At 74.5% G+C, this 22355-nt stretch carries 15 protein-coding genes and 1 pseudogene; 13 read left to right on the forward strand and 3 right to left on the reverse strand.

Going from position 1 to position 22355, the window contains the following annotated elements:
* Positions 1-35: 35 nt before the first annotated feature.
* From ACFZBX_RS11945 to ACFZBX_RS11980, 8 genes and pseudogenes are all read left to right on the forward strand, one after another.
* Positions 36-1136 carry a protein kinase gene (locus ACFZBX_RS11945; RefSeq protein ID WP_391533263.1) on the forward strand — a complete coding sequence of 367 codons (1101 nt, stop codon included), beginning with the start codon at positions 36-38 and terminating at the stop codon, positions 1134-1136.
* A gap of 174 nt (positions 1137-1310) precedes the next feature.
* A complete protein-coding gene (locus ACFZBX_RS11950) occupies positions 1311-3044 on the forward strand; it encodes a serine/threonine-protein kinase (protein ID WP_391533265.1) in 1734 nt (577 codons plus the stop codon).
* A 78-nt stretch (positions 3045-3122) separates the two neighbouring features.
* Positions 3123-4766: a succinic semialdehyde dehydrogenase gene (locus tag ACFZBX_RS11955; RefSeq protein ID WP_391533267.1), complete on the forward strand. Its 1644-nt coding sequence runs from the start codon at positions 3123-3125 to the stop codon at positions 4764-4766.
* A 68-nt stretch (positions 4767-4834) separates the two neighbouring features.
* Positions 4835-6625, forward strand: coding sequence for a GMC oxidoreductase (locus ACFZBX_RS11960; RefSeq protein WP_391533268.1), 1791 nt, complete (start codon positions 4835-4837; stop codon positions 6623-6625).
* Positions 6626-6930: 305 nt separating this feature from the next.
* Complete coding sequence (locus ACFZBX_RS11965) at positions 6931-8508, forward strand: hypothetical protein (protein ID WP_391533269.1); 1578 nt, start codon at positions 6931-6933, stop codon at positions 8506-8508.
* 1029 nt (positions 8509-9537) lie between these two features.
* Positions 9538-11133 (forward strand): glutamine-hydrolyzing GMP synthase, encoded by a 1596-nt coding sequence (gene guaA, locus ACFZBX_RS11970; protein ID WP_391533270.1) that lies wholly within the window; start codon positions 9538-9540, stop codon positions 11131-11133.
* A gap of 202 nt (positions 11134-11335) precedes the next feature.
* Positions 11336-11935 (forward strand): annotated as a pseudogene (locus ACFZBX_RS11975) (DoxX family membrane protein); the annotation flags it as partial.
* 33 nt (positions 11936-11968) lie between these two features.
* Entirely contained in the window at positions 11969-12409 is a 441-nt protein-coding gene (locus ACFZBX_RS11980; protein ID WP_391533393.1) for a ubiquinol-cytochrome c reductase iron-sulfur subunit, read from the forward strand.
* Between the two features lie 159 nt (positions 12410-12568).
* On the opposite strand, the gene ACFZBX_RS11985 is transcribed toward ACFZBX_RS11980, so the two are convergent.
* Together ACFZBX_RS11985 and ACFZBX_RS11990 are read right to left on the reverse strand one after the other, a co-directional pair.
* Positions 12569-12784, reverse strand: a complete 216-nt coding sequence (locus ACFZBX_RS11985) for a hypothetical protein (protein ID WP_391533271.1) — start codon at positions 12782-12784, stop codon at positions 12569-12571.
* Complete coding sequence (locus ACFZBX_RS11990) at positions 12781-14295, reverse strand: PspC domain-containing protein (RefSeq protein WP_391533272.1); 1515 nt, start codon at positions 14293-14295, stop codon at positions 12781-12783. The genes ACFZBX_RS11985 and ACFZBX_RS11990 overlap by 4 nt, the downstream gene beginning before the upstream one ends.
* A gap of 274 nt (positions 14296-14569) precedes the next feature.
* Here ACFZBX_RS11990 and ACFZBX_RS11995 point away from each other — a divergent pair, with 274 nt between their 5' ends.
* The 4 genes from ACFZBX_RS11995 (at position 14570) to pcrA (ending at position 20679) form a co-directional block, all read left to right on the forward strand.
* On the forward strand, positions 14570-15916 hold the full coding sequence (locus tag ACFZBX_RS11995) for a PspC domain-containing protein (RefSeq protein ID WP_391533394.1): 1347 nt from the start codon (positions 14570-14572) through the stop codon (positions 15914-15916).
* The gene (locus tag ACFZBX_RS12000; protein WP_344345562.1) at positions 15909-16586 is read left to right on the forward strand and encodes a response regulator transcription factor; all 678 of its coding nucleotides are present in this window, start codon (positions 15909-15911) and stop codon (positions 16584-16586) included. Before ACFZBX_RS11995 ends, ACFZBX_RS12000 begins: the two co-directional genes overlap by 8 nt.
* A 169-nt stretch (positions 16587-16755) precedes the next feature.
* Positions 16756-17967 carry an acyltransferase family protein gene (locus ACFZBX_RS12005; RefSeq protein ID WP_391533273.1) on the forward strand — a complete coding sequence of 404 codons (1212 nt, stop codon included), beginning with the start codon at positions 16756-16758 and terminating at the stop codon, positions 17965-17967.
* 78 nt (positions 17968-18045) lie between these two features.
* Positions 18046-20679 (forward strand): DNA helicase PcrA, encoded by a 2634-nt coding sequence (pcrA, locus tag ACFZBX_RS12010; RefSeq protein WP_391533274.1) that lies wholly within the window; start codon positions 18046-18048, stop codon positions 20677-20679.
* A gap of 48 nt (positions 20680-20727) precedes the next feature.
* On the opposite strand, the gene ACFZBX_RS12015 is transcribed toward pcrA, so the two are convergent.
* A complete protein-coding gene (locus ACFZBX_RS12015) occupies positions 20728-21600 on the reverse strand; it encodes a M23 family metallopeptidase (protein ID WP_391533276.1) in 873 nt (290 codons plus the stop codon).
* Positions 21601-21897: 297 nt separating this feature from the next.
* Between ACFZBX_RS12015 and ACFZBX_RS12020 the strand changes: the two genes are divergently transcribed.
* Positions 21898-22305, forward strand: coding sequence for a cobalamin B12-binding domain-containing protein (locus ACFZBX_RS12020; protein ID WP_350542253.1), 408 nt, complete (start codon positions 21898-21900; stop codon positions 22303-22305).
* Positions 22306-22355: the final 50 nt, after the last annotated feature.

Here is a 22355-nt window from a genome sequence, read left to right on the forward strand (position 1 = left end):
GCCTAGGCTTGGGCGGTGAGCGGAGAGGAACACGCATGCGAGCGGGCCCGGGGCAGGTGCTGGCGGGGCGTTACCGGCTGACGGACCGTCCGGAGGCGCTGAGTACGGTCGCCGTGGACGAGCGCAGCGGCGACGTCGTGCGGTTGCGCGGGTGGGAGCTGCCCGCGCCGCTGACCGATGATCAGGACGCGGACGGCGCCGGGTCCGAGCGGGGCGAGCGGCTGGTGCGCCGGGTGGCGGCGGTCGGTGCCGCCGCGCCGGGGCATCCGCGAATCCTCCAGGGGGCCGGGGCGTTCGTCGAGGGCGAGCTGCTCTGGACGGTCGAGGAACGGCCGGCCGGGCGCCCGCTGGCCGCGGTGCTCGCCGAGGGCCCGCTGCCGCCGTACCGGGCGGCGGAGATCGCGGCGGACCTCGCCGCGGCGCTGCGGGCGCTGCACGACGCGGGACTGACGCACGGGAACCTGACCGCCGAGTCGGTGCTGGTCTGCGAGGACGGCGCGGCGCTGCTGGGCGGGCTGCTCCCGGGGGTGGCCGAGGAGGTGCTGGCCGAGGAGCTGGGCGGCCCCGGCGGCAGGCGCCGCTACGAGGTCAGGGCCGAGCTGGTCGGGTCGGTGGCGGAGCGCTGGCCGCTGGACGGCGGTCCGGCCGGCGACTGCTGGGCGCTCGGGGTGCTCCTGCACCGGATGGCGACCGGCCGCGCGCCGTACCCGGAGAGCGGGGTGCCGGAGCTGGTGACGGCGGTGCGGGAGGGCCGGCGGGTGCCGTCGGAGGCCTGCGGACCGCTGGGACCGCTGGTCGAGCGGCTGGTGCAGCCCGACCCGGCGCGGCGGCCGACCGCGGCGGAGATCCGGCTGGAGCTGGCGGAGCTGCTGGCGGGAGCGCCGGAGCCGACGGCGGAGGAGCGGGTGGCCGAGGAGCGGGTGGCGCAGCCGCTGCCGCAGCCGCGCCGACCGGCCCGGGGGCGCCGGACGGCCGGACGTGACGGTGCGCCGGACGCGGAGCGGCCGGGGGCGGAGGCGTCCGGTCCGGCCGGGCCGCCGCGGGTTCCGCCGTCGCTGCTGGGTCCGCTGCTGGTCGGCGGGGTATTCCTGCTGTTGGTCCTCGGGGTGGTGGCCGTGGTGCTGTTCGCAGGCTGACGGGGCCTGGTGGGAGCATGGTCGCCACCGTGGCGGGTGGGGGAGGTTACCGGGGTGCGGACGGGGCGCCTAATGTGTCCGTGGGATTTGTTCGATTCAGTGGTCTGCACCGAGTGGTCTGCGCCGGGCCCTCCGTCGCGGTGACGGCAGGTGGATGAGGGGGAGCGGTCGCGGATGGGCGCGCAGGACCGGCCGGAGTCGGCCGAGGCGGAGCGGCTGCTGGCCGGGCGCTACGAGCTGGGTGAGCGGCTGGGCCGCGGCGGTATGGGCACGGTGTGGCGGGCCCGGGACCGGATGCTGGACCGCGAGGTCGCGGTCAAGGAGCTGACCGTCAGCCACCTCCCCGAGGAGGAACTGGAGATCCTGCACGCCCGGATGAAGCGGGAGGCCTCCGCGGCCGCCCGGATCAAGCACCCCGGCGTGATCACCGTGCACGACGTGCTGGAGCAGGACGGCCGGCCGTGGATCGTCATGGAGCTGGTCGACGGCCGCTCGCTGGCCGATGTGATCAGCCAGGACGGCACGCTGCCGCCGCGCGCCGCCGCCGAGGTGGGCGGCCAGGTGCTGGCCGCGCTGCACCGGGGCCACCAGCTCGGCGTGCTGCACCGGGACGTGAAGCCGGCCAACGTGCTGCTGGAGCACGGGACCGGGCGGGCGGTGCTGCTGGACTTCGGGATCGCGACGTACGAGGGCTCGGCCGAGCTGACCCGGCCGGGCGACCTGGTCGGCTCGCCGGACTACCTGGCGCCGGAGCGGGCGCAGGGCGAGCGGCCGGGCCCGGCCTCCGACCTGTGGGGGCTCGGGGCGACGCTGTACGCGGCGGTGGAGGGCGACTCGCCGTTCCGCCGCACCTCGCCGCTGACCACGCTGGCCGCGGTGGTCGGCGATCCCCTGCCGGAGCCGCGCCGGGCGGGCCCGCTGGGGCCGGTGCTGGCCGCGCTGATGGCCAAGGACCCGGCGGACCGGCCGACCGCGGACGAGGCGGCCCGGATGCTGGCCGAGGTGCAGGCCGGGCACACCATGGGGTTCAAGCCGGTCACGCCGGTGCGGGTGCCGACCCAGTCGGTGCCCGTGGTGGACCGGTCGGGCGAGCCGGGTGCGCCGGACGATTCGGACGGTCCGGACGGCCCGGACGCTTCGGCCGAGGCGGTCACGGTGCCGCGTCAGGCGGCGGCCGCGGCCGAGGAGGCGTCGACCGTGCCGTCCGTGGGGGTGCGGGAGGGCGTCGAAGGGGCGCCCACCGCTCCGGGCACGCCGGTGGCGTACGCCGACGCGCCGGTGCGCGGGCCGGCCAGACGCCGGCGAGTGCTGCTGGTCCTGGGGGTGGTGCTGGCGGTGCTGGTCGCCGGGGTCGCCGGCGGGGCGCTCTACCTGGCGGACCAGGAGAACGGGACGGACGTGGTCCGGCCGACCCAGGCCGGCTCGAACGCGCCCGGCGACAACCTGCCCGCACCGCCCGAGGGCTACCGCTGGGTGGACGACCCGGCGGGCTTCCGCTTCCCGCTGCCCGCGTCCACCCCGGTCTGGCAGCGCACCACCACGTCCGACAACCAGATCTACTACAGCCCCGACAACAAGGTGCACTACCTGCAGTTCGCGGTCACCGTGGGCCAGTCGGTCAGACCGCTGGACCACATGCGGCAGATGGAGACCACCGTCTCCACGCGCAAGGACTACAAGCAGCACCGGATGACCGGCGTGGCGGTGAACGGCCACGAGGGGGCGGTCTGGGAGTTCAGCTACCTGGCCAAGGAGGGCGGCCGCCGCCGGGCGATCGAGGCCGAGTTCATCGACAAGGACGGCACCAGCTACGCGATCTACTCGTCCAGCCCGGAGCGGGGCAACGAGTGGAACGAGGCCGAGCAGCGGTTCAACGCGGTGCTGCACTACTTCACCCCGACCCGCTGACCCGGTGGGCCGCCGCCGGCCCGGTTTGTAGTTACCGACGGGTACCGAAGCGGGTGCCGAGCGCCTAGGCTGCGCCCTATGACGGACCTCACAGCGGCCACCACGGCCCATGACCCCGCCGGCCCCGGCTCGCCGGGCTGCAACCCCGCCGCGCCCGGCGGCGGGCGCACCGTCGCCTCGGCCGTGCCCCCGTCACTGATCGCCCGGCTCGTCTCCGGGATCACCGCCACCGGTGAGCCCAGCCTGGTGGAGACCGTCGCGCCGCTGACCGGCGAACGGCTGGCCGGCCTGCCGAGGTCCACCCCGGCGGACGTCGAGGTCGCCTACGAGCTGGCCCGGCGCGCCCAGCCGGCCTGGGCGGCGCTGCCGGTCCGCCGCCGCGCCGCCGTGCTGCTGCGCTTCCACGACCTGCTGATCAAGCGGCAGGACGAGGTGCTCGACCTCATCCAGGCGGAGACGGGCAAGGCCCGGCTGCACGCCTTCGAGGAGGTCCTCGCCGTCGCCATCGCCGCCCGCCATTACGGCCGCTCCGCCCAGGCCTACCTGCGCGACAAGCGGCACCTCGGGGCGGTTCCGCTGCTCACCCAGACCGTCGAGGCCCGCCGTCCCAAGGGCGTGATCGGTCACATCTCGCCGTGGAACTACCCGCTGGAGCTGTCCGTCGGCGACGCCCTGCCGGCCTTCGTGGCGGGCAACGCGGTGGTCAACAAGCCGGACACGCAGACCGCGCTGACCGCGCTCTGGGCCCGCGAGCTGCTGGTCGAGGCCGGGCTGCCGGCCGACCTGTGGCAGATCGTGATCGGCGACGGCCCGGTGATCGGCCCGGCGGTGGTCGAGCACGGCGACTACGTCTCGTTCACCGGCTCCACCCGCACCGGCCGCGACGTCGCCCGGCGCGCCGCCGAGCGGCTGGTCGGCGTCTCGCTCGAACTCGGCGGCAAGAACGCCATGCTGGTGCTCGCCGACGCCGACCTCGACCGGGCCGCCGAGGGCGCCGTCCGGGCCTGCTTCTCCTCGGCCGGCCAGCTCTGCATCTCGATCGAGCGGCTGCTGGTGCACCGCTCGGTGGCGGACGAGTTCCTCGCCAAGTTCGCCGCCCGCACCCGAGCGCTGCGGCTCGGCGGCGGCCTCGCCTACGGGGCCGACATGGGCTCGCTGGTCTCCGCCCGGCAACTGGAGACCACCACCCGGCACGTCGAGGAGGCGGTCAAGGCCGGCGCCACCGTGGTGGCCGGCGGGAAGGCCCGGCCGGACCTCGGCCCGTTCTTCTTCGAGCCGACCATCCTGGACGGCGTCACCCCGGACATGGCGGTGTGCGGCGAGGAGACCTTCGGCCCGGTGGTCTCGGTCTACCGCTTCGACACCGAGGAGGAGGCGGTGGCCGCCGCCAACTCCACCCCGTACGGCCTCAACTCCAGTGTCTGGACCAGGGACGTCCGGCGCGGGCGGGCGGTCGCGGCCCGGCTGCGCACCGGCACCGTCAACGTCAACGAGGCCTACGGCGCGGCGTACGGCTCGGCGGGCTCGCCGATGGGCGGCATGGGCGACTCCGGGCTCGGCCGGCGGCACGGCGCCGAGGGCATCCTGCGGTTCACCGAGGCGCAGACGATCGCCGGCCAGCGGCTGCTGCCGATCGCGCCTGCGTTCGGCCAGGACGACCGCCAGTACGCGGCGGTGATGACCGCCGGGCTGCGGCTGCTGAAGGCGCTGCGCGTCCGGTAGCGCGCCTCCGGCGGCGGCCGGCCCTCTGTTGTGTGGACCTGTGAACGACTTCCGAAGGAGCAGCGCAGATGGTGGGTTCGACTGAGGACCGGGAGTTCGACTACGACGTGGTCGTGGTCGGCTCCGGTTTCGGCGGTTCGGTCTCGGCGCTGCGGCTGACCGAGAAGGGGTACCGGGTCGCCGTCCTGGAGGCCGGGCGCCGCTTCGAGCGCGACGAGCTGCCCAGGAACTCCTGGGACGTCGCCAACTACCTGTGGGCGCCGAAGCTCGGCCTCTACGGCATCCAGCGCATCCACCTGCTGGCCAATGTGATGATCCTGGCCGGCGCCGGGGTCGGCGGCGGCTCGCTGAACTACGCCAACACCCTGTACGTGCCGCCGAAGGCGTTCTTCGAGGACCGCCAGTGGCGCCACATCACCGACTGGCAGGAGGAGTTGGCGCCGTTCTACGACCAGGCGCGGCGGATGCTCGGGGTGCGGCTCAACCCGACCCTCACCCCGTCCGACGTCCACCTGAGGGCCGCCGCCGAGCGGATGGGTGTCGGCGACACCTTCCACATGGCGCCGGTCGGGGTCTTCTTCGGTGACGGCGAGGACGGCGACGGCACGGCGAAGGCGGCCCCCGGCGGCGAGGTGGCCGACCCGTACTTCGGCGGCGCCGGTCCGGCCCGCCGGGCCTGTGTCGAGTGCGGCGAATGCATGACCGGCTGCCGGCACGGCGCCAAGAACATGCTGACCGAGAACTACCTGTACCTGGCCGAGCGGGGCGGCGCCGAGATCCACCCGCTCACCACGGTGGCCCGGATCCGCGAGCTGGACGGGGGCTTCGCGGTGGACGTCCGGCGCACGGACAGCCGCTCGACCACCGACCCGGTCAAGGCCGGGGCGCGGACCGTCACCGCGGCCAGGGTGGTGGTCGCGGCCGGCACCTACGGCACCCAGAGCCTGCTGCACCGGATGCGGGCGGCCGGCCACCTGCCCCGGATCTCGGTCCGGCTGGGCGAGCTGACCCGGACCAACTCCGAGGCGCTGGTGGGCGCGCAGACCACCGACCGGCGGTACGGCGCCCGCGCGGACTTCACCAAGGGCGTGGCCATCACCTCCTCGATCCACCCGGACGGGAACACCCACATCGAGCCGGTCCGCTACGGCAAGGGCTCCAACGCGATGGGCGCGCTGTCGATCGCCCAGGTCCCGGGCGGCGGGCGGGTCCCGCGCTGGCTGCGCTACCTCGGCAACTCGGTGAAGCACCCGGTGACCTTCGCCCGGTCGATGAACCAGCACCGGTGGTCGGAGAAGACGATCATCGGCCTGGTGATGCAGTCGCTGGACAACTCGATCACCGTCTCGCTGAAGGAGAAGGGCCTCGGCAAGGGCGCGCTGACCTCCCGCCAGGGCCACGGCGAGCCCAATCCGACCTGGATCCCGGCCGCCGAGCGCGGCGCCCGGGCGCTCGCCGAGGAGATCAACGGCTTCGCCGGCAGCACCGTCGGCGAGATCTTCGACATCCCGATGACCGCGCACTTCCTGGGTGGCTGCCCGATCGGCGACTCCCCGCTGACCGGCGTCGTCGACCCCTACCACCGGCTCTACGGGCACCCCGGGATCAGCGTGGTGGACGGCGCCGCGGTCTCCGCCAACCTCGGCGTCAACCCGTCGCTGACCATCACGGCGCAGGCCGAGCGGGCCATGTCGATGTGGCCGAACAAGGGCGAGCCGGACACCCGCCCGGCGCCCGGCGAGGAGTACCGCCGGGTCGTCCCGGTCGCGCCGGCCGCCCCGGCGGTGCCGGAGGACGCGTTCGGCGCGCTGCGGCTGCCGCTGCTCGCGGTGCCGGAGGTGCCGAGGAAGCGGGCCTGACCCGGTCGGCGGACGCCTTCCGGGGCGCCTCCGGGAATGTCCCGCAGGCGCCCCGGACGCGTGTGACCGGTTGACAGCCGTCCGTACCCGATGGGAGAAAAGGGGCGCCCTGGGGGGACCAGGAGATCGTTCGTTCGGACGGGGGGACGCGGTCCATGGCCATCTGCGCATCCTGCGGCGCGGCTTCGGCGGAGGGGGCGCTCGGCTGCGCGTCCTGCGGGAGAGCGCTGCTTCCGCCGCCCGTCCTGCCACCGCCGCCACCGCCGCCACCGCCGGCTCCGCCGGTTCCGGCGGCCCCGCCGTTCATGAAGCCGGCGGCGCCCGCGGACCTGCCGCCGCCGGTGCTGCCCCCGGCCCCGCCGGCCACCCCGCCGATCGGGGGGAACTGGGGCGCCGGGCGGCCGTACGACCCGGCCGCCGACCGGCCCGCCGCGCTCACCTGGCTGACCGGCGCCGACTGGCGCCCGGCGCTGCGCGCGGCCGTCGCGCCCACCGCCGTACTGCTGCTGGCCGCACTCGTCGTCGCGGCCCCGGGGGGCTTCTTCCCCTACACCGTCGTCGCCGACCCGCCCTCCTACGGCGAGCGCTTCGGCACCGCGCTGGCGATCGTCCTCGGCGCCCTCGGCACGCCGTTCCGGCTGGGCGTCGACACCGGCGGCCCGGTCGAGTCGGCGGGCACCAGCGCCACGCTGATCCGCGCGGTGCCGATGACCGTCACCGTGCTGTGGCTGCTCGCGCTCTGGCTCGGCCTGCGGGTCGGGGCGCGCCGCCGCCAGGAGCGGACCGGCGAACAGCAGACCCGCCGGCAGGCGGCCGGCGAGGCCGTGCGCACCGCCGTGGTCGCGGCCGCGGTGACGGTGCTGTTCGGCCTGATCGGCGGCGCCCGCTGGCACCCGGGCGGATTCGCGGCCATCGACCTGATCCCCGGGGCGATGCGGGCGACCACCTTCGAGTCCTCGGCCGGCTGGGCCGAGGGGGCCGGCTGGACGGCGCTGCTCGCCGGTCTGCTCGCGTTCGCGGTGCACGGGACGGACGCGCTGCGCTGGGCGGCCTGGCGCAACCGCGTGGTGCGCGGCTGGGCGGTCGCCGGGCTGGCGGCCGGCCGGGCGCTGGCGCTCTCGGTCGGGCTCGCGGCGGCGGCCGGACTGGTGGTGGTCGCGGTCCAGAGCGGTGAGGAGGACGCCGTCGGCGGACTGACCGGCGCCGCGCTGGCCTTCCTGCCCAACGTCGGCCTGATGCTGCTCGGGCTGGGCTCCGGGGCGGTCTTCCGGACCAGCAGCGACACCCCGGCGGTCGACGACGGGGACTGGTACCGGGGGCCGCGGGAGGTGGACGAGTACTCCTTCTTCGACCTGCACGACGCGGGCGGTGACTGGCGCTGGACCGGGCTGCTCGCGCTGGCCGCCGCCGCGGTGCTCGGCTGGACGGCGTACCGGCGGCGCCTGGACGCCGCGGACCGGCTCCGGCTGGCGGCGGTGTACACGGTGGGGCTGAGCCTGCTGATGCTCGTCTCCGGGATGCTGGACTCCTCGGAGGCCACCGTCCACTACCTCGGCCGGAGCCGCGACGCGGGGTTCGAGAGCTCGGTCGCGCTGGTGCCGTGGACGCTGCTGGTGGCCAACGCGGCCTGGGCGGCGGTCGGCGCGCTGGCGGTGCCGCCGCTGCTGGCGGCCCGCGACCGCCGGGCGCGGACGATGCCGGGCGAGGCGCCGGCGCCGGCCGGGGAGGAGTTCCCGGCCGGCGCGCCGACGGTCCCGGAGGTGGTCGTCTCGGACGTGATCGGTTCGGACGTGATCGGTTCGGGCGTGGAGCCGCGGCCCGCCGGGCGGCGGCCGGAGGACGACGGTCCGGTGGACCCCAGCGTCTGGAGCCGCCGGCCGTAGCGTGCGGTCGGCCCCGGACAGGGCAAAGGGCCCCGCGGGGGAACGGGGCCCTTTGTCGCTCAGCACTCGGCGTCAGGGCCGCGCCGGTGCTGGGTGACGGCGCCGGGGGAGGGGCGCCGTCCGGAAGGGTGGCCGGTGGATGGCGCCACGGCGTCGCTCCGGCGGGGATGGGCCGGCGCGCGCGGGCGCACAGTGTCGCGGCGGCGGTCCGGCGCGCATGTTCGCGTCCGACCATCGCTCACGGAGCGTGAGGTGATAATCGTTGCCACCGTGGGTCTCGGCGGCATGGGGACGGTACGCCACAGGCGACCCTTCGGCCACCGGGAGAACCTCTCCACTCAGCATCGTCCTGGACGAAGGGCTTGCTCTGCAACCGATTCGGCATGATTCGGTACAGGCCGTTTCCGGCCTGGCCGGTGGCCGGCCCGCGGCCGGGCCCGCCGTGCCGGGCCCGGGGCGGCCGGCGAAGGCGCGACAGTGATGATCACGGTGCGTAATGGCGCTGGCCGGAGCGCACCGGGGACGTGCACAGCGGCGCGGGGACGGCGGACGGGGTGCGCCGGGATCGCGGCGGGATCGCGGCGGGTGCGGCGGCCGGCTCCGGGCGTCCCCGGCGGCCGGCCGCCCCACCTCCTTGGTCCAGTCGCGGCCGGGGTCGCTGTCCCCTGCTGACCGGCCGCAGCACCGGTGCGCGGTCCCACGGCGCGCCGCTCCCCGGCCCGGGGCCGGTTCTCCGCGACGACGCCACGCGCGCCGGTGGACTGGGGTGAGCTCCACGCGTGGTCCTGCAGTGCCGTACGGGGCCCTGGCCTGGGCTGGGCGGCGCGTCTGGCGGGCGCGGCGCGGGTCGTACGGTCCGCCCGGAGCAACGAACCGGGCGCCGCGACGGTCACGGCCGCCGGGGCGGGCAGACGAGTGAAACCGGCCAGCCCGGTAGACTCGGTGGCAGACCCCCGCCCGTCGCCCGCCGCACACCCTCCGTAGGGCGCGCCGCGCGACACCTTTCGTACCGCTGCCGGAAGGCCGTCTGTGTCCTCTGCTACCCCCGTCCAGTCCGCACCTGAGACCGACACCGTCCTGGTCGTCGACTTCGGTGCCCAGTACGCCCAGCTCATCGCCCGTCGGGTGCGTGAGGCCCGGGTCTACAGCGAGATCGTGCCGAGCAGCATGCCGGTCGCCGAGATGCTCGCCAAGAACCCGAAGGCGATCATCCTCTCCGGTGGTCCCTCGTCGGTCTACGAGGAGGGCGCGCCGCGGCTCGACCGCGCGATCTTCGAGGCCGGCGTGCCGGTCTTCGGCATGTGCTACGGCTTCCAGCTGATGGCCACCGTGCTCGGCGGCACCGTCGACAACACCGGCGCCCGGGAGTACGGCCGCACCCCGCTGGCCGTCTCGCGCACCGGTTCGACCCTGTTCGAGGGCGTCCCGGCGCAGCACTCGGTGTGGATGTCGCACGGCGACGCCTGCTCCGCGGCCCCCGAGGGCTTCACCGTCACCGCCTCCACCGACGTGGTCCCGGTCGCGGCCTTCGAGAACGACGAGGCGCGCCTCTACGGCGTCCAGTACCACCCCGAGGTGCTGCACTCCGACCACGGCCAGCAGGTCCTGGAGCACTTCCTCTACCGCGGCGCCGGCCTCGCCCCCACCTGGACGACCGGCAACGTGGTCGAGGAGCAGGTCGCGGCGATCCGCGCCCAGGTCGGCACCAAGCGCGCGATCTGCGGCCTGTCCGGCGGTGTGGACTCGGCGGTCGCCGCCGCCCTGGTCAACAAGGCCATCGGCGACCGGCTGACCTGCGTCTACGTCGACCACGGCCTGATGCGCAAGGGTGAGAGCGAGCAGGTCGAGAAGGACTTCGTCGCCTCCACCGGCGTGCAGCTGAAGGTCGTCGACGCGCAGGAGCGCTTCCTCGACGCGCTGAAGGGCGTCAGCGACCCGGAGGAGAAGCGCAAGATCATCGGCCGGGAGTTCATCCGGGTCTTCGAGCAGGCGCAGGCCGAGATCATCGCCGAGGCCGGCGAGCAGGGCGAGTCGGTCGACTTCCTGGTCCAGGGCACCCTGTACCCGGACGTGGTGGAGTCCGGCGGCGGCACCGGCACCGCCAACATCAAGTCCCACCACAACGTCGGCGGCCTGCCCGAGGACCTCCAGTTCCAGCTGGTCGAGCCGCTGCGCAAGCTGTTCAAGGACGAGGTCCGGATGGTCGGCCAGGAGCTGGGCCTGCCGGAGGAGATCGTCCAGCGCCAGCCGTTCCCGGGCCCGGGCCTGGGCATCCGGATCGTCGGCGAGGTCACCAAGGAGCGCCTGGACCTGCTGCGCGAGGCCGACGCGATCGCCCGTGAGGAGCTCACCGCGGCCGGCCTGGACCGCGAGATCTGGCAGTGCCCGGTGGTCCTGCTCGCGGACGTCCGCAGCGTCGGCGTCCAGGGCGACGGCCGCACCTACGGTCACCCGATCGTGCTGCGTCCGGTGTCCTCCGAGGACGCCATGACCGCCGACTGGTCGCGCCTGCCGTACGACGTGCTGGCCCGCATCTCCACCCGGATCACCAACGAGGTCCGTGACGTCAACCGCGTGGTGCTGGACTGCACCAGCAAGCCGCCGGGCACCATCGAGTGGGAGTGAGCACTCCCCGCCCCGGCCGGTCCTGACCGGTTCCGAACACCCGCGCCGCCGACCCCGTCCCAGGGGTCGGCGGCGCGGGTGGTTCGTCGGCCCCGGGTTTGCCGGCCCCGGGTGGGCCCTCCCACCGAAAGCGCTCACGAGCGGGCAGAATGCGTCCGGACCTGTCAGGCGGTGACGGGCCGGTGAGGGAAGGTGTTGGGGAATGGCGGAGGCCAGCAGCTCCGTGGCGGCCGGGCCGGGCGCCACCGGATCGGGGGCGATCGGCGACGGCGCGGCCGGACCGGCCCAGGGCACCCCGGACGGCGCGGGCCGGGCCGGGCGGATCGCCGGGTGGAAGGCGGCCGGATCGCGCTCGGCGCTGCTGCCGCTGCGGCTCTTCCTCGGCGTCACCTTCGTCTTCGCGGCGCTCGACAAGCTCTCCGACGGCCACTACCTGGCCGGCTCCGGCGACCCGGCCTCGTTCGTCTCGCAGACCCGGGCCGTCGAGGGCTCCAGCCCGGTCGGCTTCCTGCTCGGCCCGGCCCTGGGCCACCCCACCCCGTTCGCCCTGCTGGTCGCCTTCGGCGAGCTCGCGGTGGGCCTGGGCACCCTGCTCGGCCTCTGGGGCCGGCTCGCCGCCGCCGGCGGGGCCCTGATCAGCCTCACCCTCTGGCTCACCGTCAGCTGGAACGTCTCGCCGTACTACCTCGGCAGCGACCTCGCCTACCTGATGGCCTGGACGCCGCTGCTGCTGGCCGGAACCCCGTCCCTCTCGGTGGACGGCTACCTCGCCCGGCGCTCCGCCCGGGACCGCCGGCGCGGCCTGAGCGAGGACCACGTCCGGCGCCGGGCCCTGATGGACGGCGGCATCGCGGCCGTCGCGCTGGGCGGCGCCGGGCTGCTCACCGGCTCGCTGACCGCGAGCTTCGGGCGGGACAGGCCCACCGCGAAGGCCAGGCAGTCCGCCGCCCCGGCGCCGGCCGGCACGCCGGTCACGGTGGCCGCCGCGAGCGTCCCGGTCGGCGGCTCGGCCCAGGTCAAGGACCCGGCCAGCGGCGACGCGGTCTACGTGGTGCAGCCCAAGGCGGGCCAGTACTGCGCGTTCTCCTCGGTCTGCACCCACTCCGGCTGCGCGGTCGACGCGCCCAAGGACGGGCAGCTGTACTGCCCCTGCCACGGCTCCCGGTTCGACGCGGCCACCGGCGCGGTGCTGAACGGCCCGGCCACCAGGCCGCTGCCGAAGTACCGGGTCACCAAGGAGGGCGACAGCCTCCACCTGGGACCGCTGGAGGGCTAGGGCGTGTCTTGCGGATCTTTGCCGGGTCCGCGGCGCCGGGGCACGCACCTCGCCGCGTTGTCGTCGGTCGCCAATGCTCCGCAGTGGCTCCCTCCTCCGCCTTGCGATGCACGCACCCCAACGCCGCGGCCTGATCCGACAAGATCCGCAAGACACGCCCTAGTCCTGCCTGGGCTCCTCCGGCCGGGAGCGGCGGACCGCCGCCGCCACCGCCCCGGCCAGGCCGCCCACGCCCAGGACGATGAAGGTCACCGGGATGACGATCCGGCCGTTCACCGAGACGTCGTTCACCGCCGCCACCAGGTAGAGCACCGCGATCGCGGTGAACAGCCCCCCGGCGATCAGCGAGAACAGGTCGAGCTGGTGCTTCCTCACTGCTGGACCACCTTGATGTTGCCGAGCCCGACCTTCAGCGTGAGGTCGAGCGTCCCCTTGGATGTCTGTCCGTTCGCCGGGAGCAGCTGGTAGGTGCGGTCTCCCGGGCCGTCGTTGGCGGCCTCGCGGTCCGCGAGGCGGACCTCGACCAGGCCGGTCTCGCTGCGCACGTTGACCGTGATGCTCGATGGCACCGTCACGGTCAGGTCGCCGACGCCCAGCTCGACCGTGGTGGCCAGGGCCGCGCCGGCCGGGTCGAGCGCACGGAGGTCCAGGTGCGCCGAGCCGACCCCCAGTGCGTACTTCGGCTGCAGTTCGGCGGCCGCGGCGACGGTCCAGGTGCGGTCGCCGGCGATGTTGCGCGCCGAGACCGAGGACCCGCCGACCGCGGTCAGCGCGATGGTGAGCAGCAGGCCCGGGACCACCAGCCGGCGGGCCCGGCCGAACTTGGCGCCGAGCAGCAGGGTCAGCCCGATCACCAGCAGCGCGGTGGCGAGCACGCTACTGGCCCGCACCGTCGCCCCGCCGTCGGTCGAGGCCGACCAGACGGCGCTGGCGGCGCCCACCGCCAGCAGCAGGCCGATCAGGCCGAGCGGGGAGCGCTCGCGCCGGTGCACCACCACGGGCGGGCGCGGCGGGACGGGTCCGGCCTCCTTGCGCAGCGGGTCGCCCTGCGGCAGGTCGGTCCGCTGCCACCAGGGGCGGGTCGGGGCGCCGGGCGGCGGGGTCGGCGTGCTGCCGCCGTACGGGTTGCGCTCGGGGTGGCGCGGGTCCCACAGGTAGCCGGACGGGCCGGCGTGCGGGGTGTCGGCGGGGACGGTGCCGGCCTCGCGGGCGGCGGCGTGCCGGGCGCGGGCCTCGTCGTCCGCGGCCGGCTCCTCGGGCGGCCAGCGGTAGCCCGGGGCGGCGCCGGCGGCTGCGGCGGTGCCCCCGGCGGCGGGGTCGGCGGCAGGGAAGTACCGGTCGTACGGGCCGCCCTGCCGTTCGCGCTCCCCGTGGCCGTGGGTGTGGTGGTGCCGGTGGCGGCGGCCGCGGACCCGGCCGCCGCGGCGGCGCTCGGGGTCGTAGCGGACGGCGAGGAAGACCAGCCCGGCGAGCAGCAGCAGCGGGAACAGCTGGTCGCCGTCGCCCATCGAGGAGAAGAAGACGCCGGTGCCGATCACGGTCAGCAGCACCGCGCCGACCGACTGGCCGTCCACCCGGCCGGTGAGCACCCGCTGGAGCTCGGTGCGCCCGGAGCGGCCGGAGCCCTTGCCGTCCGCGCCCTTCTCGGTCGGCACGATCAGCCAGGCCAGGCCGTACAGGAAGAGGCCGAGGCCGCCGGAGAGGCAGAGCACGACCGTCACGACGCGGAACACCACCGGGTCGATGTCCAGGTGCCGGCCGAGGCCGCCGCAGACGCCGGCCACCACACGGTGGTGCTCGGCGCGGGTCAGCGGGGGCCGGTCCGGCGCGGGCGGGGCGGTCGTCCCGGTCTCGTGGTGCTCCCCTGCGCGGTGGTCTTCGGTCATGCCCACCATCCTGGTGGGTGCCGTACCCCCCGCCCAACCGGTCCCGCCCCTGCTCGGACCCTGACTTGTCCCTGATAAGCATCAGGGTCCCCACGTGGGCACACCCTGATGCGTCCGGGTCCGCCCGCGTGGAACCATCGGTGCCGTGGCAGCACCCGGTTCCGAATCCCGCCCCCTCGCCCCCGAGCCCGCGCCGCCCGGGGGCGGCGACCCGTCCGCGGCCGACGGCGGCCGGCCGCCGTACCGCCGGCTGTACCGCAGCCCGCAGGGGCGGATGCTCGGCGGCGTCGCGCACGGGCTCGCCGTGCACCTCGGACTGTCCGTCAGCTGGGTGCGGATCGCCTTCGTGGTGCTGTTCTTCGCCCAGGGCCTCGGCGGGCTGCTGTACGCGGCGTTCTGGTTCGTGGTGCCGATCGGCATCGGCGAGCCCGCCCGGCGGCCCGGCGCGCACTGGGCGTACGTGAACGGCGCCTTCGTCCCGGTCGGCTCCTGGCAGCCGGGTGGCGGCGGGGAGCTGAGCAAGGACGACGGCCGGCGCGGCGGGTGGATCGGCCGGCTGCGCGAGGTGCTCCAGCACGCCCTGCGGGGCGAGCCGGCCGAGGTGGGCGAGGGGGCCGACGCGTCCGGCGCCGCGCCCGCCGGGCAGCGGCAGGGCGGGCTGGGCCAGCTGGCCGCGCTGGTGATGCTGGTGATCGGCGTGATCGCCCTGCTCAACGCGCTCAACGTGCAGACCGCCAAGCCGTACACCTGGCCGCTGCTGGCGATCGGCGTCGGTGTGGCGCTGGTCTGGCGGCAGGCCGACGACTCGCGCTGGCAGCGCTGGTTCGGCCTGGAGGAGGGCGACAAGCGGCGCGGCGCCTACACCCGGGTCGGCGTGGGCGTGCTGCTGGTGGTGGCGGGCATCATCGCCTTCCTCGCCACCCAGGGCAGCGGCTCGACGATCGGCTCGGTGATCGAGGCCTCGCTCGCGGTGCTGGCCGGTGTGCTGGTGCTGCTGGGCCCGTACGCGCTGCGGATGTGGCAGGACCTCGGTGCCGAGCGCACCGCCCGCATCCGGGCCCAGGAGCGCGCCGAGATCGCCGCCCACGTCCACGACTCGGTGCTGCACACGCTGACCCTGATCCAGCGCCGCGCCGAGGACCCCAAGGAGGTGCTGCGGCTCGCCCGCGCCCAGGAGCGCGAGCTGCGGCTGTGGCTCTACCGGCCGGAGGCGGTGGCCGAGCAGGCGCCGGACACCATGGCGGAGAGCCTGCGCGCGGTGGTCGCCGAGGTCGAGGACCGGCACGGCGTCCCGGTCGAGGTGGTGATCGTCGGAGACTGCCCGATGGACGAGCGGATCGCGGCGCAGATGCAGGCCGCGAGGGAGGCGACCGTCAACGCGGCCAAGTACGGTGGCGGGGGACCGGTCCAGGTCTACGCCGAGGTCGAGGGGAGGACCGTGATGGTGTTCGTCCGCGACCACGGCCCCGGCTTCGACCCGGACACGGTGCCCGAGGACCGGATGGGCGTACGCGAGTCGATCCTCGGCCGCATGAAGCGCAACGGCGGCACCGCACGGGTGCGGCCCGCGCCGGACGGCGGGACCGAGGTCGAGCTGGAGATGGAGAGAGCGAATGACTGAGGCAGCGCCGGAGCGTCGTGCGCGGGTCGTGCTGGTCGACGATCACCGGATGTTCCGGACGGGGGTGCGGGCGGAGATCGGGCGCACCGAGGTGACCGGCATCGACGTGGTCGGCGAGGCCGACGACGTGGAGTCCGCAGTCCGGGTGGTGGCCGAGACGCGGCCCGACGTGGTGCTGCTGGACGTCCACCTGCCCGGGGGCGGCGGCGTCGAGGTGCTGCGCCGCTCGGCCGGGCTGATGGGGGAGCAGGGGGGAGTGAAGTTCCTGGCGCTGTCGGTGTCGGACGCGGCGGAGGACGTGATCGGCGTGATCCGCGGCGGCGCCCGCGGCTACGTCACCAAGACGATCACCGGGACCGACCTGGTCGACGCGATCTTCCGGATCGGTGACGGAGACGCCGTCTTCTCGCCCCGGCTGGCCGGCTTCGTGCTGGACGCCTTCGCCGCCACCGACACCCCGCCGGTGGACGAGGACCTGGACCGGCTGACCCAGCGCGAGCGCGAGGTGCTGCGGCTGATCGCCCGCGGCTACGCGTACAAGGAGATCGCCAAACAGCTGTTCATCTCGGTCAAGACCGTGGAAAGCCACGTTTCGGCGGTGCTGCGCAAGCTCCAGCTGAGCAACCGGCACGAGCTGACCCGCTGGGCCACCGCCCGCCGCCTGGTCTGATGCCCGCCGCGCCCCGCCCCGACCGCGTGGCCGGGGCGGGGCGCGGCGGTCCGGGTGCCGCACGGTGCCGTACTTTCGGATTCACCGGATGTCCCGATATTCTCCGCGGGACCGTTCCGTCGTGCCCGCACCAGTCCCACGGTGGGGCCGCTAGCCCCCGGTGAGTCCGATGTCCGCGTTTGTGACGGAACCCTCCAGACCGCTGCTCGGCGACGGCGCGGCCCCGCCGCGGGAGGAGACGCCCCGTCCGGCCCCCCGCAGGCCCCGGCTGTTCGCCCTGGACGGCCTGCGGCTGGTCGCCGCGCTCAGCGTCCTGTCCTTCCACTGGACGGCGGACAGCGAGGTCCCGGAGATCTGGGGAGGCCGCGTCCCCGCGGACTTCATGCCGGAGATATCCCGGTTCACCTCCTACGGCTGGCTCGGCGTGCAGCTGTTCTTCATCATCAGCGGCTTCGTCATCTGCATGAGCTGCTGGGGCAGGCGGCCCGGGGACTTCTTCGTCTCCCGGGTGGTGCGGCTGATGCCGGCGTACTGGGCGGCGGTCCTGTTCACCACCGCCGTGCTGGTCCTCGTCCCCACCCTCGGGCGGGCCGCGGCCAGGGACGGCATCGACATGCGGACCCTGCTGGCCAACTTCACGATGTTCCAGGGGCCGCTGGGCACCAAGTACGTGGACGGCGTCTACTGGACGCTCTGGATGGAGCTCCAGTTCTACCTGCTCTTCGCAGTGATCGTCCGAATGGGCCTCAGCTACCGCCGGGTGACGGCGTTCTGCGGCATCTGGCTGGTGGCGTCGCTGCTGGTGCCGCAGGCCGGGAACCCGCTGCTGACCGCCTTCGTGATGCCGCTGGAGGCCCCGTACTTCATCGCGGGCGTGGCGATCTACCTGATGTACCGCTTCGGCCCGAACCTGATGCTCTGGGGGATCGTCGGCTTCACCTGGCTGGTCTCGGTGACCCGGGCCGACGATCTGAAGAAGGGCTTCGAGGCCGCGGCGGGCCACCCGCTCTCCTGGAACGTGGTGGTCCTGGTGATCACCGTCTCCTACGCGCTGATCATCGCGGTGGCCCTCGGCTACTTCGGCTGGGCCCGGTGGAAGTGGCTGACCGTGGCCGGCGCCCTGACCTACCCGCTCTACCTGATCCACCAGGAGGCGGGCTGGACCATGATCCACTGGCTGCGGACCCTGGGGCTGCGGTCGTCGGTGGCGCTCGGGGTGGCCCTGGTCGCGGCCCTGGCGGCGGCCTGGCTGCTGCACCGGCTGGTGGAGCGGCCCCTCGGTGACCTGCTGAAGCGCCGGCTGTCGGGGTCGATCGAGGCGATGCGCGCCGCCTCCGGGCCCTCCGGCCGCCGCCGGGCGGCTCCGGACCGGTCCGCCTAGGCGTTTCCGGTCCGGTCCGGCGGGCGCCCGCCGGACCGGACCGGCTTGTCGGCGCGGGGCCATAGACTCGTCATTGCCATGAGTAGCCTCTTTGACGACCTCCCGCTCCCCGGTTTCGAGGCCCCCGCCGCCGGGTCGAAGCAGCCCGCGCCGCCGATCGACGAGGAGCCGCCGCCGTACGAGGACGACGTTCCGTACGACGCCTTCGAGGAGGCGATCCCGGACGGGCTGTTCCACACCGCCGCTTTCAGCGAGCCGGGGGGCTCCGCCGAGGCGGAGCGGGACGCCTGGTACCGCAACGGCGCCGCCCGCCCGGTGATCGACCCGGCCTCCCTGCTGGAGGGCATGAACGACCCGCAGCGCGAGGCCGTGCTGCACGCCGGCTCGCCGCTGCTGATCGTGGCCGGCGCCGGCTCCGGCAAGACCCGGGTGCTCACCCACCGGATCGCGTACCTGCTGGCCGCGCGCGGCGTGCAGCCGGGCGAGATCCTGGCGATCACCTTCACCAACAAGGCGGCCGGCGAGATGCGCGAGCGCGTCGAGCAGCTGGTCGGCCCGCGCGCCCGGGCGATGTGGGTCTCCACCTTCCACAGCGCCTGCGTGCGGATCCTGCGCCGCGAGTCCAAGCTGCTCGGCTTCACCTCGTCGTTCTCGATCTACGACGCGGCCGACTCGCAGCGGCTGATGGCCCTGGTCTGCCGCGACCTCGACCTGGACCCCAAGCAGTTCCCGCCGAAGTCCTTCACCGCGAAGGTCAGCAACCTCAAGAACGAGCTGATCGACGAGGAGACCTACGCCGACCAGGCCGCCAACCCGATGGAGAAGAAGCTCGCCGAGGCGTACTTCCTCTACCAGCGGCGGCTGCGCGAGGCCAACGCCCTCGACTTCGACGACATCATCATGACGACGGTGAACCTGCTCCAGGCCTTCCCCGACGTCGCGGAGCACTACCGGCGCCGGTTCCGCCACATCCTGGTCGACGAGTACCAGGACACCAACCACGCCCAGTACACGCTGGTCCGCGAGCTCAGCGGCGGCGCGGTCGCGGACGCCCCGAAGCGCACCGTCGACGGCGACTGGGTCGACCCGGCGGCCGGCCGGCTCGCCGAGGTGCCGCCCGCCGAGCTGTGCGTGGTCGGTGACGCGGACCAGTCGATCTACGCCTTCCGCGGCGCGACGATCCGCAACATCCTCCAGTTCGAGGAGGACTACCCGAACGCCACCACGATCCTGCTGGAGCAGAACTACCGCTCCACCCAGACCATCCTGAGCGCGGCCAACGCCGTCATCGAGCGCAACGCCAACCGGCGGAAGAAGAAGCTCTGGACGGCCGGCGAGGACGGCGAGAAGGTCGTCGGCTACGTCGCGGACGACGAGCACGGCGAGGCCCAGTTCATCGCCGACGAGATCGACCGGCTCACCGACGCCGGCGCGGCCAGGCCCGGCGACGTCGCGATCTTCTACCGCACCAACGCGCAGTCCCGTGTCTTCGAGGAGGTGTTCATCCGGGTCGGCCTGCCGTACAAGGTGGTCGGCGGGGTGCGCTTCTACGAGCGCAAGGAGGTCAAGGACGTCCTGGCCTATCTGCGGGTGCTCTCCAACCCGGAGGACACCGTGCCGCTGCGCCGGATCCTCAACGTGCCCAAGCGCGGCATCGGCGAGCGGGCCGAGGCGATGGTCGACGCGCTGGCCGCGCGCGAGCGGATCTCCTTCGCGCAGGCGCTGCAGCGGGTCGACGAGGCGTACGGCATGGCCGCGCGCTCGGCGAACGCGGTGAAGAAGTTCAACGCGCTGATGGCCGGGCTGCGCCAGGTCGTCGCCTCCGGCGCGGGCCCGGCGGCGGTGCTGGAGGCGGTGCTGGAGGAGACCGGCTACCTGGCCGAGCTCCAGGCCTCCACCGACCCGCAGGACGAGACCCGGGTGGAGAACCTCCAGGAGCTGGCCTCGGTCGCCCTGGAGTACGAGCAGGACCCGGGCGAGCGCCCGGACGCGGGGGAGGACGGCGCGCCGCCGGTCGGCTCGCTGGCCGACTTCCTGGAGCGGGTGGCGCTGGTCGCCGACTCGGACCAGATCCCGGACGACGAGGAGGGGCAGGGCGTCATCACGATGATGACCCTGCACACCGCCAAGGGCCTGGAGTTCCCGGTGGTCTTCCTGACCGGCATGGAGGACGGCATCTTCCCGCACATGCGGGCGCTCAACCAGGTCAAGGAGCTGGAGGAGGAGCGGCGCCTGGCGTACGTCGGGCTGACCCGTGCCCGGCAGCGGCTCTACCTGACCAGGTCGGTGCTGCGCAGCGCCTGGGGGCAGCCGTCGTACAACCCGGCCTCGCGGTTCCTGGAGGAGATCCCGGAGACGCTGGTGGAGTGGAAGCGCACGGGGGCGGCGCCGGCGCCGGCCTCCCGGGGCTTCTCCTCGGGGTCGTCCTGGGGCGGGAGGTCCTCGGGCGGCGCGGGCGGATCCTCGCGCGGGTCGTCGGCCGGGGCCTCGCCGAAGGCGGGCTGGGGGCAGTCGGCGCGGCGTTCGGGCGCGGCGGCGGAGCGGGAGGTGGTCGCGCTGGCGGTCGGCGACCGGGTCACCCACGACACCTTCGGGCTGGGCACCGTGGTGGCCACCACCGGCGTCGGCGACAAGGCGCAGGCCACGGTGGACTTCGGCACGGAGGGGCGCAAGCAGTTGCTGCTGCGCTACGCGCCGGTCGAGAAGCTGTAGGTCCCGTGACATCCGCGCCGGGCCGTCGGCCCGGCGCGGGCCGGGGGCTCAGCGCGGGTCGAGGCCCTGGGCGAGGAACCAGGGCAGCGGGTCGACGGGGGAGCCTCCGCCGGCCGGGCGGATTTCCAGGTGCAGGTGCGGACCGGTGCTGTTGCCGCTGCTGCCGACGAAGGCGATGACGTCGCCGGCCTTCACCGTGCCCTTGCGGATCTTGTACGAGCGCAGGTGGCAGTACCAGACCTCGGTGCCGTCGGCGGTCTTGAGGATGGTCATGTAGCCGTACGACGCGTTCCACTGCGTGCGGATGGTCCCGTCGGCGACGGCCATCACCTGGGTGCCGCCGTCCACCGGGAAGTCGATGCCGGTGTGGCGCTTGGCCCAATGGGTGCCGGCCGCGCCGAAGGCCTCGCCGATGCCGTGCTGGGCGACCGGCATGGCGATCCTGGGGCGCTCCGGCACGGGGGCCGGTTGCTCGGTGGCGGCGGCCTGCGCGGTCTGTGCGGCCTGCGCGGCCTGTGCTGCTGCCTCCGCGCCCGGCTGCCCGGCGGTGTCGGAGGTGCCCTGGGTGCCGGCGAGCGGCTGGCGGGCGTCGCCGCGGGAGGCCTGCTCGGCCTCGCCTGCGGCCAGCGCCTGCTGGGCGGCCTGCGCGGCCTCGGTCCGCGCGTTGTCCGGCGCGTCGGCGGCGGTGGCCTGCTCGGAGACCCGGCCGGCGGCCTGGGCGCGCTGCTGGTCGGCCTCGCCCTGGACGGTGACGGCCGCCGCGGCGGCGACGCCGAGCGCGGCCACCGAGGGCAGCGCGACCCGCAGCAGCGCGGTGCGGGTGGCGGCCTTGGCGGCGTCGCGGCGCTGGGACCGGGACTGCTCGCGGGCGGCGAGGCGCATTTCCGCACGGGTCGGGCGGGCGGCTGCTTCGGGAGCCATCGCGGCTGCCTCCTCGGTGGCCTCGGCGCGTCGTCGGGCGGGGTAAACGACGAGACTGTAGCCGGAAGCCGGACATCCGGACAAAAGTCCGTATGTCAAGGGGCTGGGGGTGTGCGGTTGCGGGGTAGAACAGGGAGGGGCGGTGGGCCGTCTGTGATTTTCCCCTCGTCTTGAGGGGTGGTGCGGCCAAGCCGGACGGGTGGCGCTACCCTCCCCTCAGGTTGGTTATTGATCGTTAACCTCGCCCGTGCCCACAAGGTCCGGTGGGGGATGGACGACGAGGTCCGGGAGGCAGTGATGGGTGTGTCAGGACCGATCCGCGTGGTGGTCGCCAAGCCGGGGCTGGACGGCCACGACCGCGGTGCCAAGGTCATCGCGCGCGCCCTGCGCGACGCCGGCATGGAGGTCATCTACACCGGCCTGCACCAGACGCCGGAGCAGGTGGTCGACACCGCGATCCAGGAGGACGCGGACGGCATCGGCCTGTCGATCCTCTCCGGGGCGCACATGACGCTCTGCGCGCGGGTGCTGGAGCTGCTGAAGGAGCGCGACGCCGAGGACATCAAGGTCTTCTGCGGGGGGATCATCCCGGACGAGGACATCGTCGAACTGAAGGCGATGGGCGTCGCCGACATCTTCACCCCGGGCACGCCGACCAGCGACGTGGTCGCCTGGGTCGAGGCCAATCTGCGGGCCGCGGGCTGACAGCCGCCGACGGGGCCGGTGCCGGACGACGCGTCCGGCGCCGGCCCCGT

It is taken from the genome of Kitasatospora sp. NPDC008115 (assembly GCF_042957205.1).
Classification (GTDB): domain Bacteria; phylum Actinomycetota; class Actinomycetes; order Streptomycetales; family Streptomycetaceae; genus Kitasatospora.

Excerpts from the sequence above, each read along its gene's own strand:
- ACFZBX_RS11945 (WP_391533263.1), top strand. The coding sequence starts at position 36 with ATGCGAGCGGGCCCGGGGCAGGTGCTGGCGGGGCGTTACCGGCTGACG.
- ACFZBX_RS11950 (WP_391533265.1), top strand. The coding sequence starts at position 1,311 with ATGGGCGCGCAGGACCGGCCGGAGTCGGCCGAGGCGGAGCGGCTGCTG.
- ACFZBX_RS11955 (WP_391533267.1), top strand. The coding sequence starts at position 3,123 with ATGACGGACCTCACAGCGGCCACCACGGCCCATGACCCCGCCGGCCCC.
- ACFZBX_RS11960 (WP_391533268.1), top strand. The coding sequence starts at position 4,835 with ATGGTGGGTTCGACTGAGGACCGGGAGTTCGACTACGACGTGGTCGTG.
- ACFZBX_RS11965 (WP_391533269.1), top strand. The coding sequence starts at position 6,931 with ATGAAGCCGGCGGCGCCCGCGGACCTGCCGCCGCCGGTGCTGCCCCCG.
- ACFZBX_RS11980 (WP_391533393.1), top strand. The coding sequence starts at position 11,969 with ATGGACGGCGGCATCGCGGCCGTCGCGCTGGGCGGCGCCGGGCTGCTC.
- ACFZBX_RS11990 (WP_391533272.1), bottom strand. The coding sequence starts at position 14,295 with ATGACCGAAGACCACCGCGCAGGGGAGCACCACGAGACCGGGACGACC.
- ACFZBX_RS11995 (WP_391533394.1), top strand. The coding sequence starts at position 14,570 with ATGCTCGGCGGCGTCGCGCACGGGCTCGCCGTGCACCTCGGACTGTCC.
- ACFZBX_RS12000 (WP_344345562.1), top strand. The coding sequence starts at position 15,909 with ATGACTGAGGCAGCGCCGGAGCGTCGTGCGCGGGTCGTGCTGGTCGAC.
- ACFZBX_RS12005 (WP_391533273.1), top strand. The coding sequence starts at position 16,756 with ATGTCCGCGTTTGTGACGGAACCCTCCAGACCGCTGCTCGGCGACGGC.
- pcrA (WP_391533274.1), top strand. The coding sequence starts at position 18,046 with ATGAGTAGCCTCTTTGACGACCTCCCGCTCCCCGGTTTCGAGGCCCCC.
- ACFZBX_RS12015 (WP_391533276.1), bottom strand. The coding sequence starts at position 21,600 with ATGGCTCCCGAAGCAGCCGCCCGCCCGACCCGTGCGGAAATGCGCCTC.
- ACFZBX_RS12020 (WP_350542253.1), top strand. The coding sequence starts at position 21,898 with ATGGGTGTGTCAGGACCGATCCGCGTGGTGGTCGCCAAGCCGGGGCTG.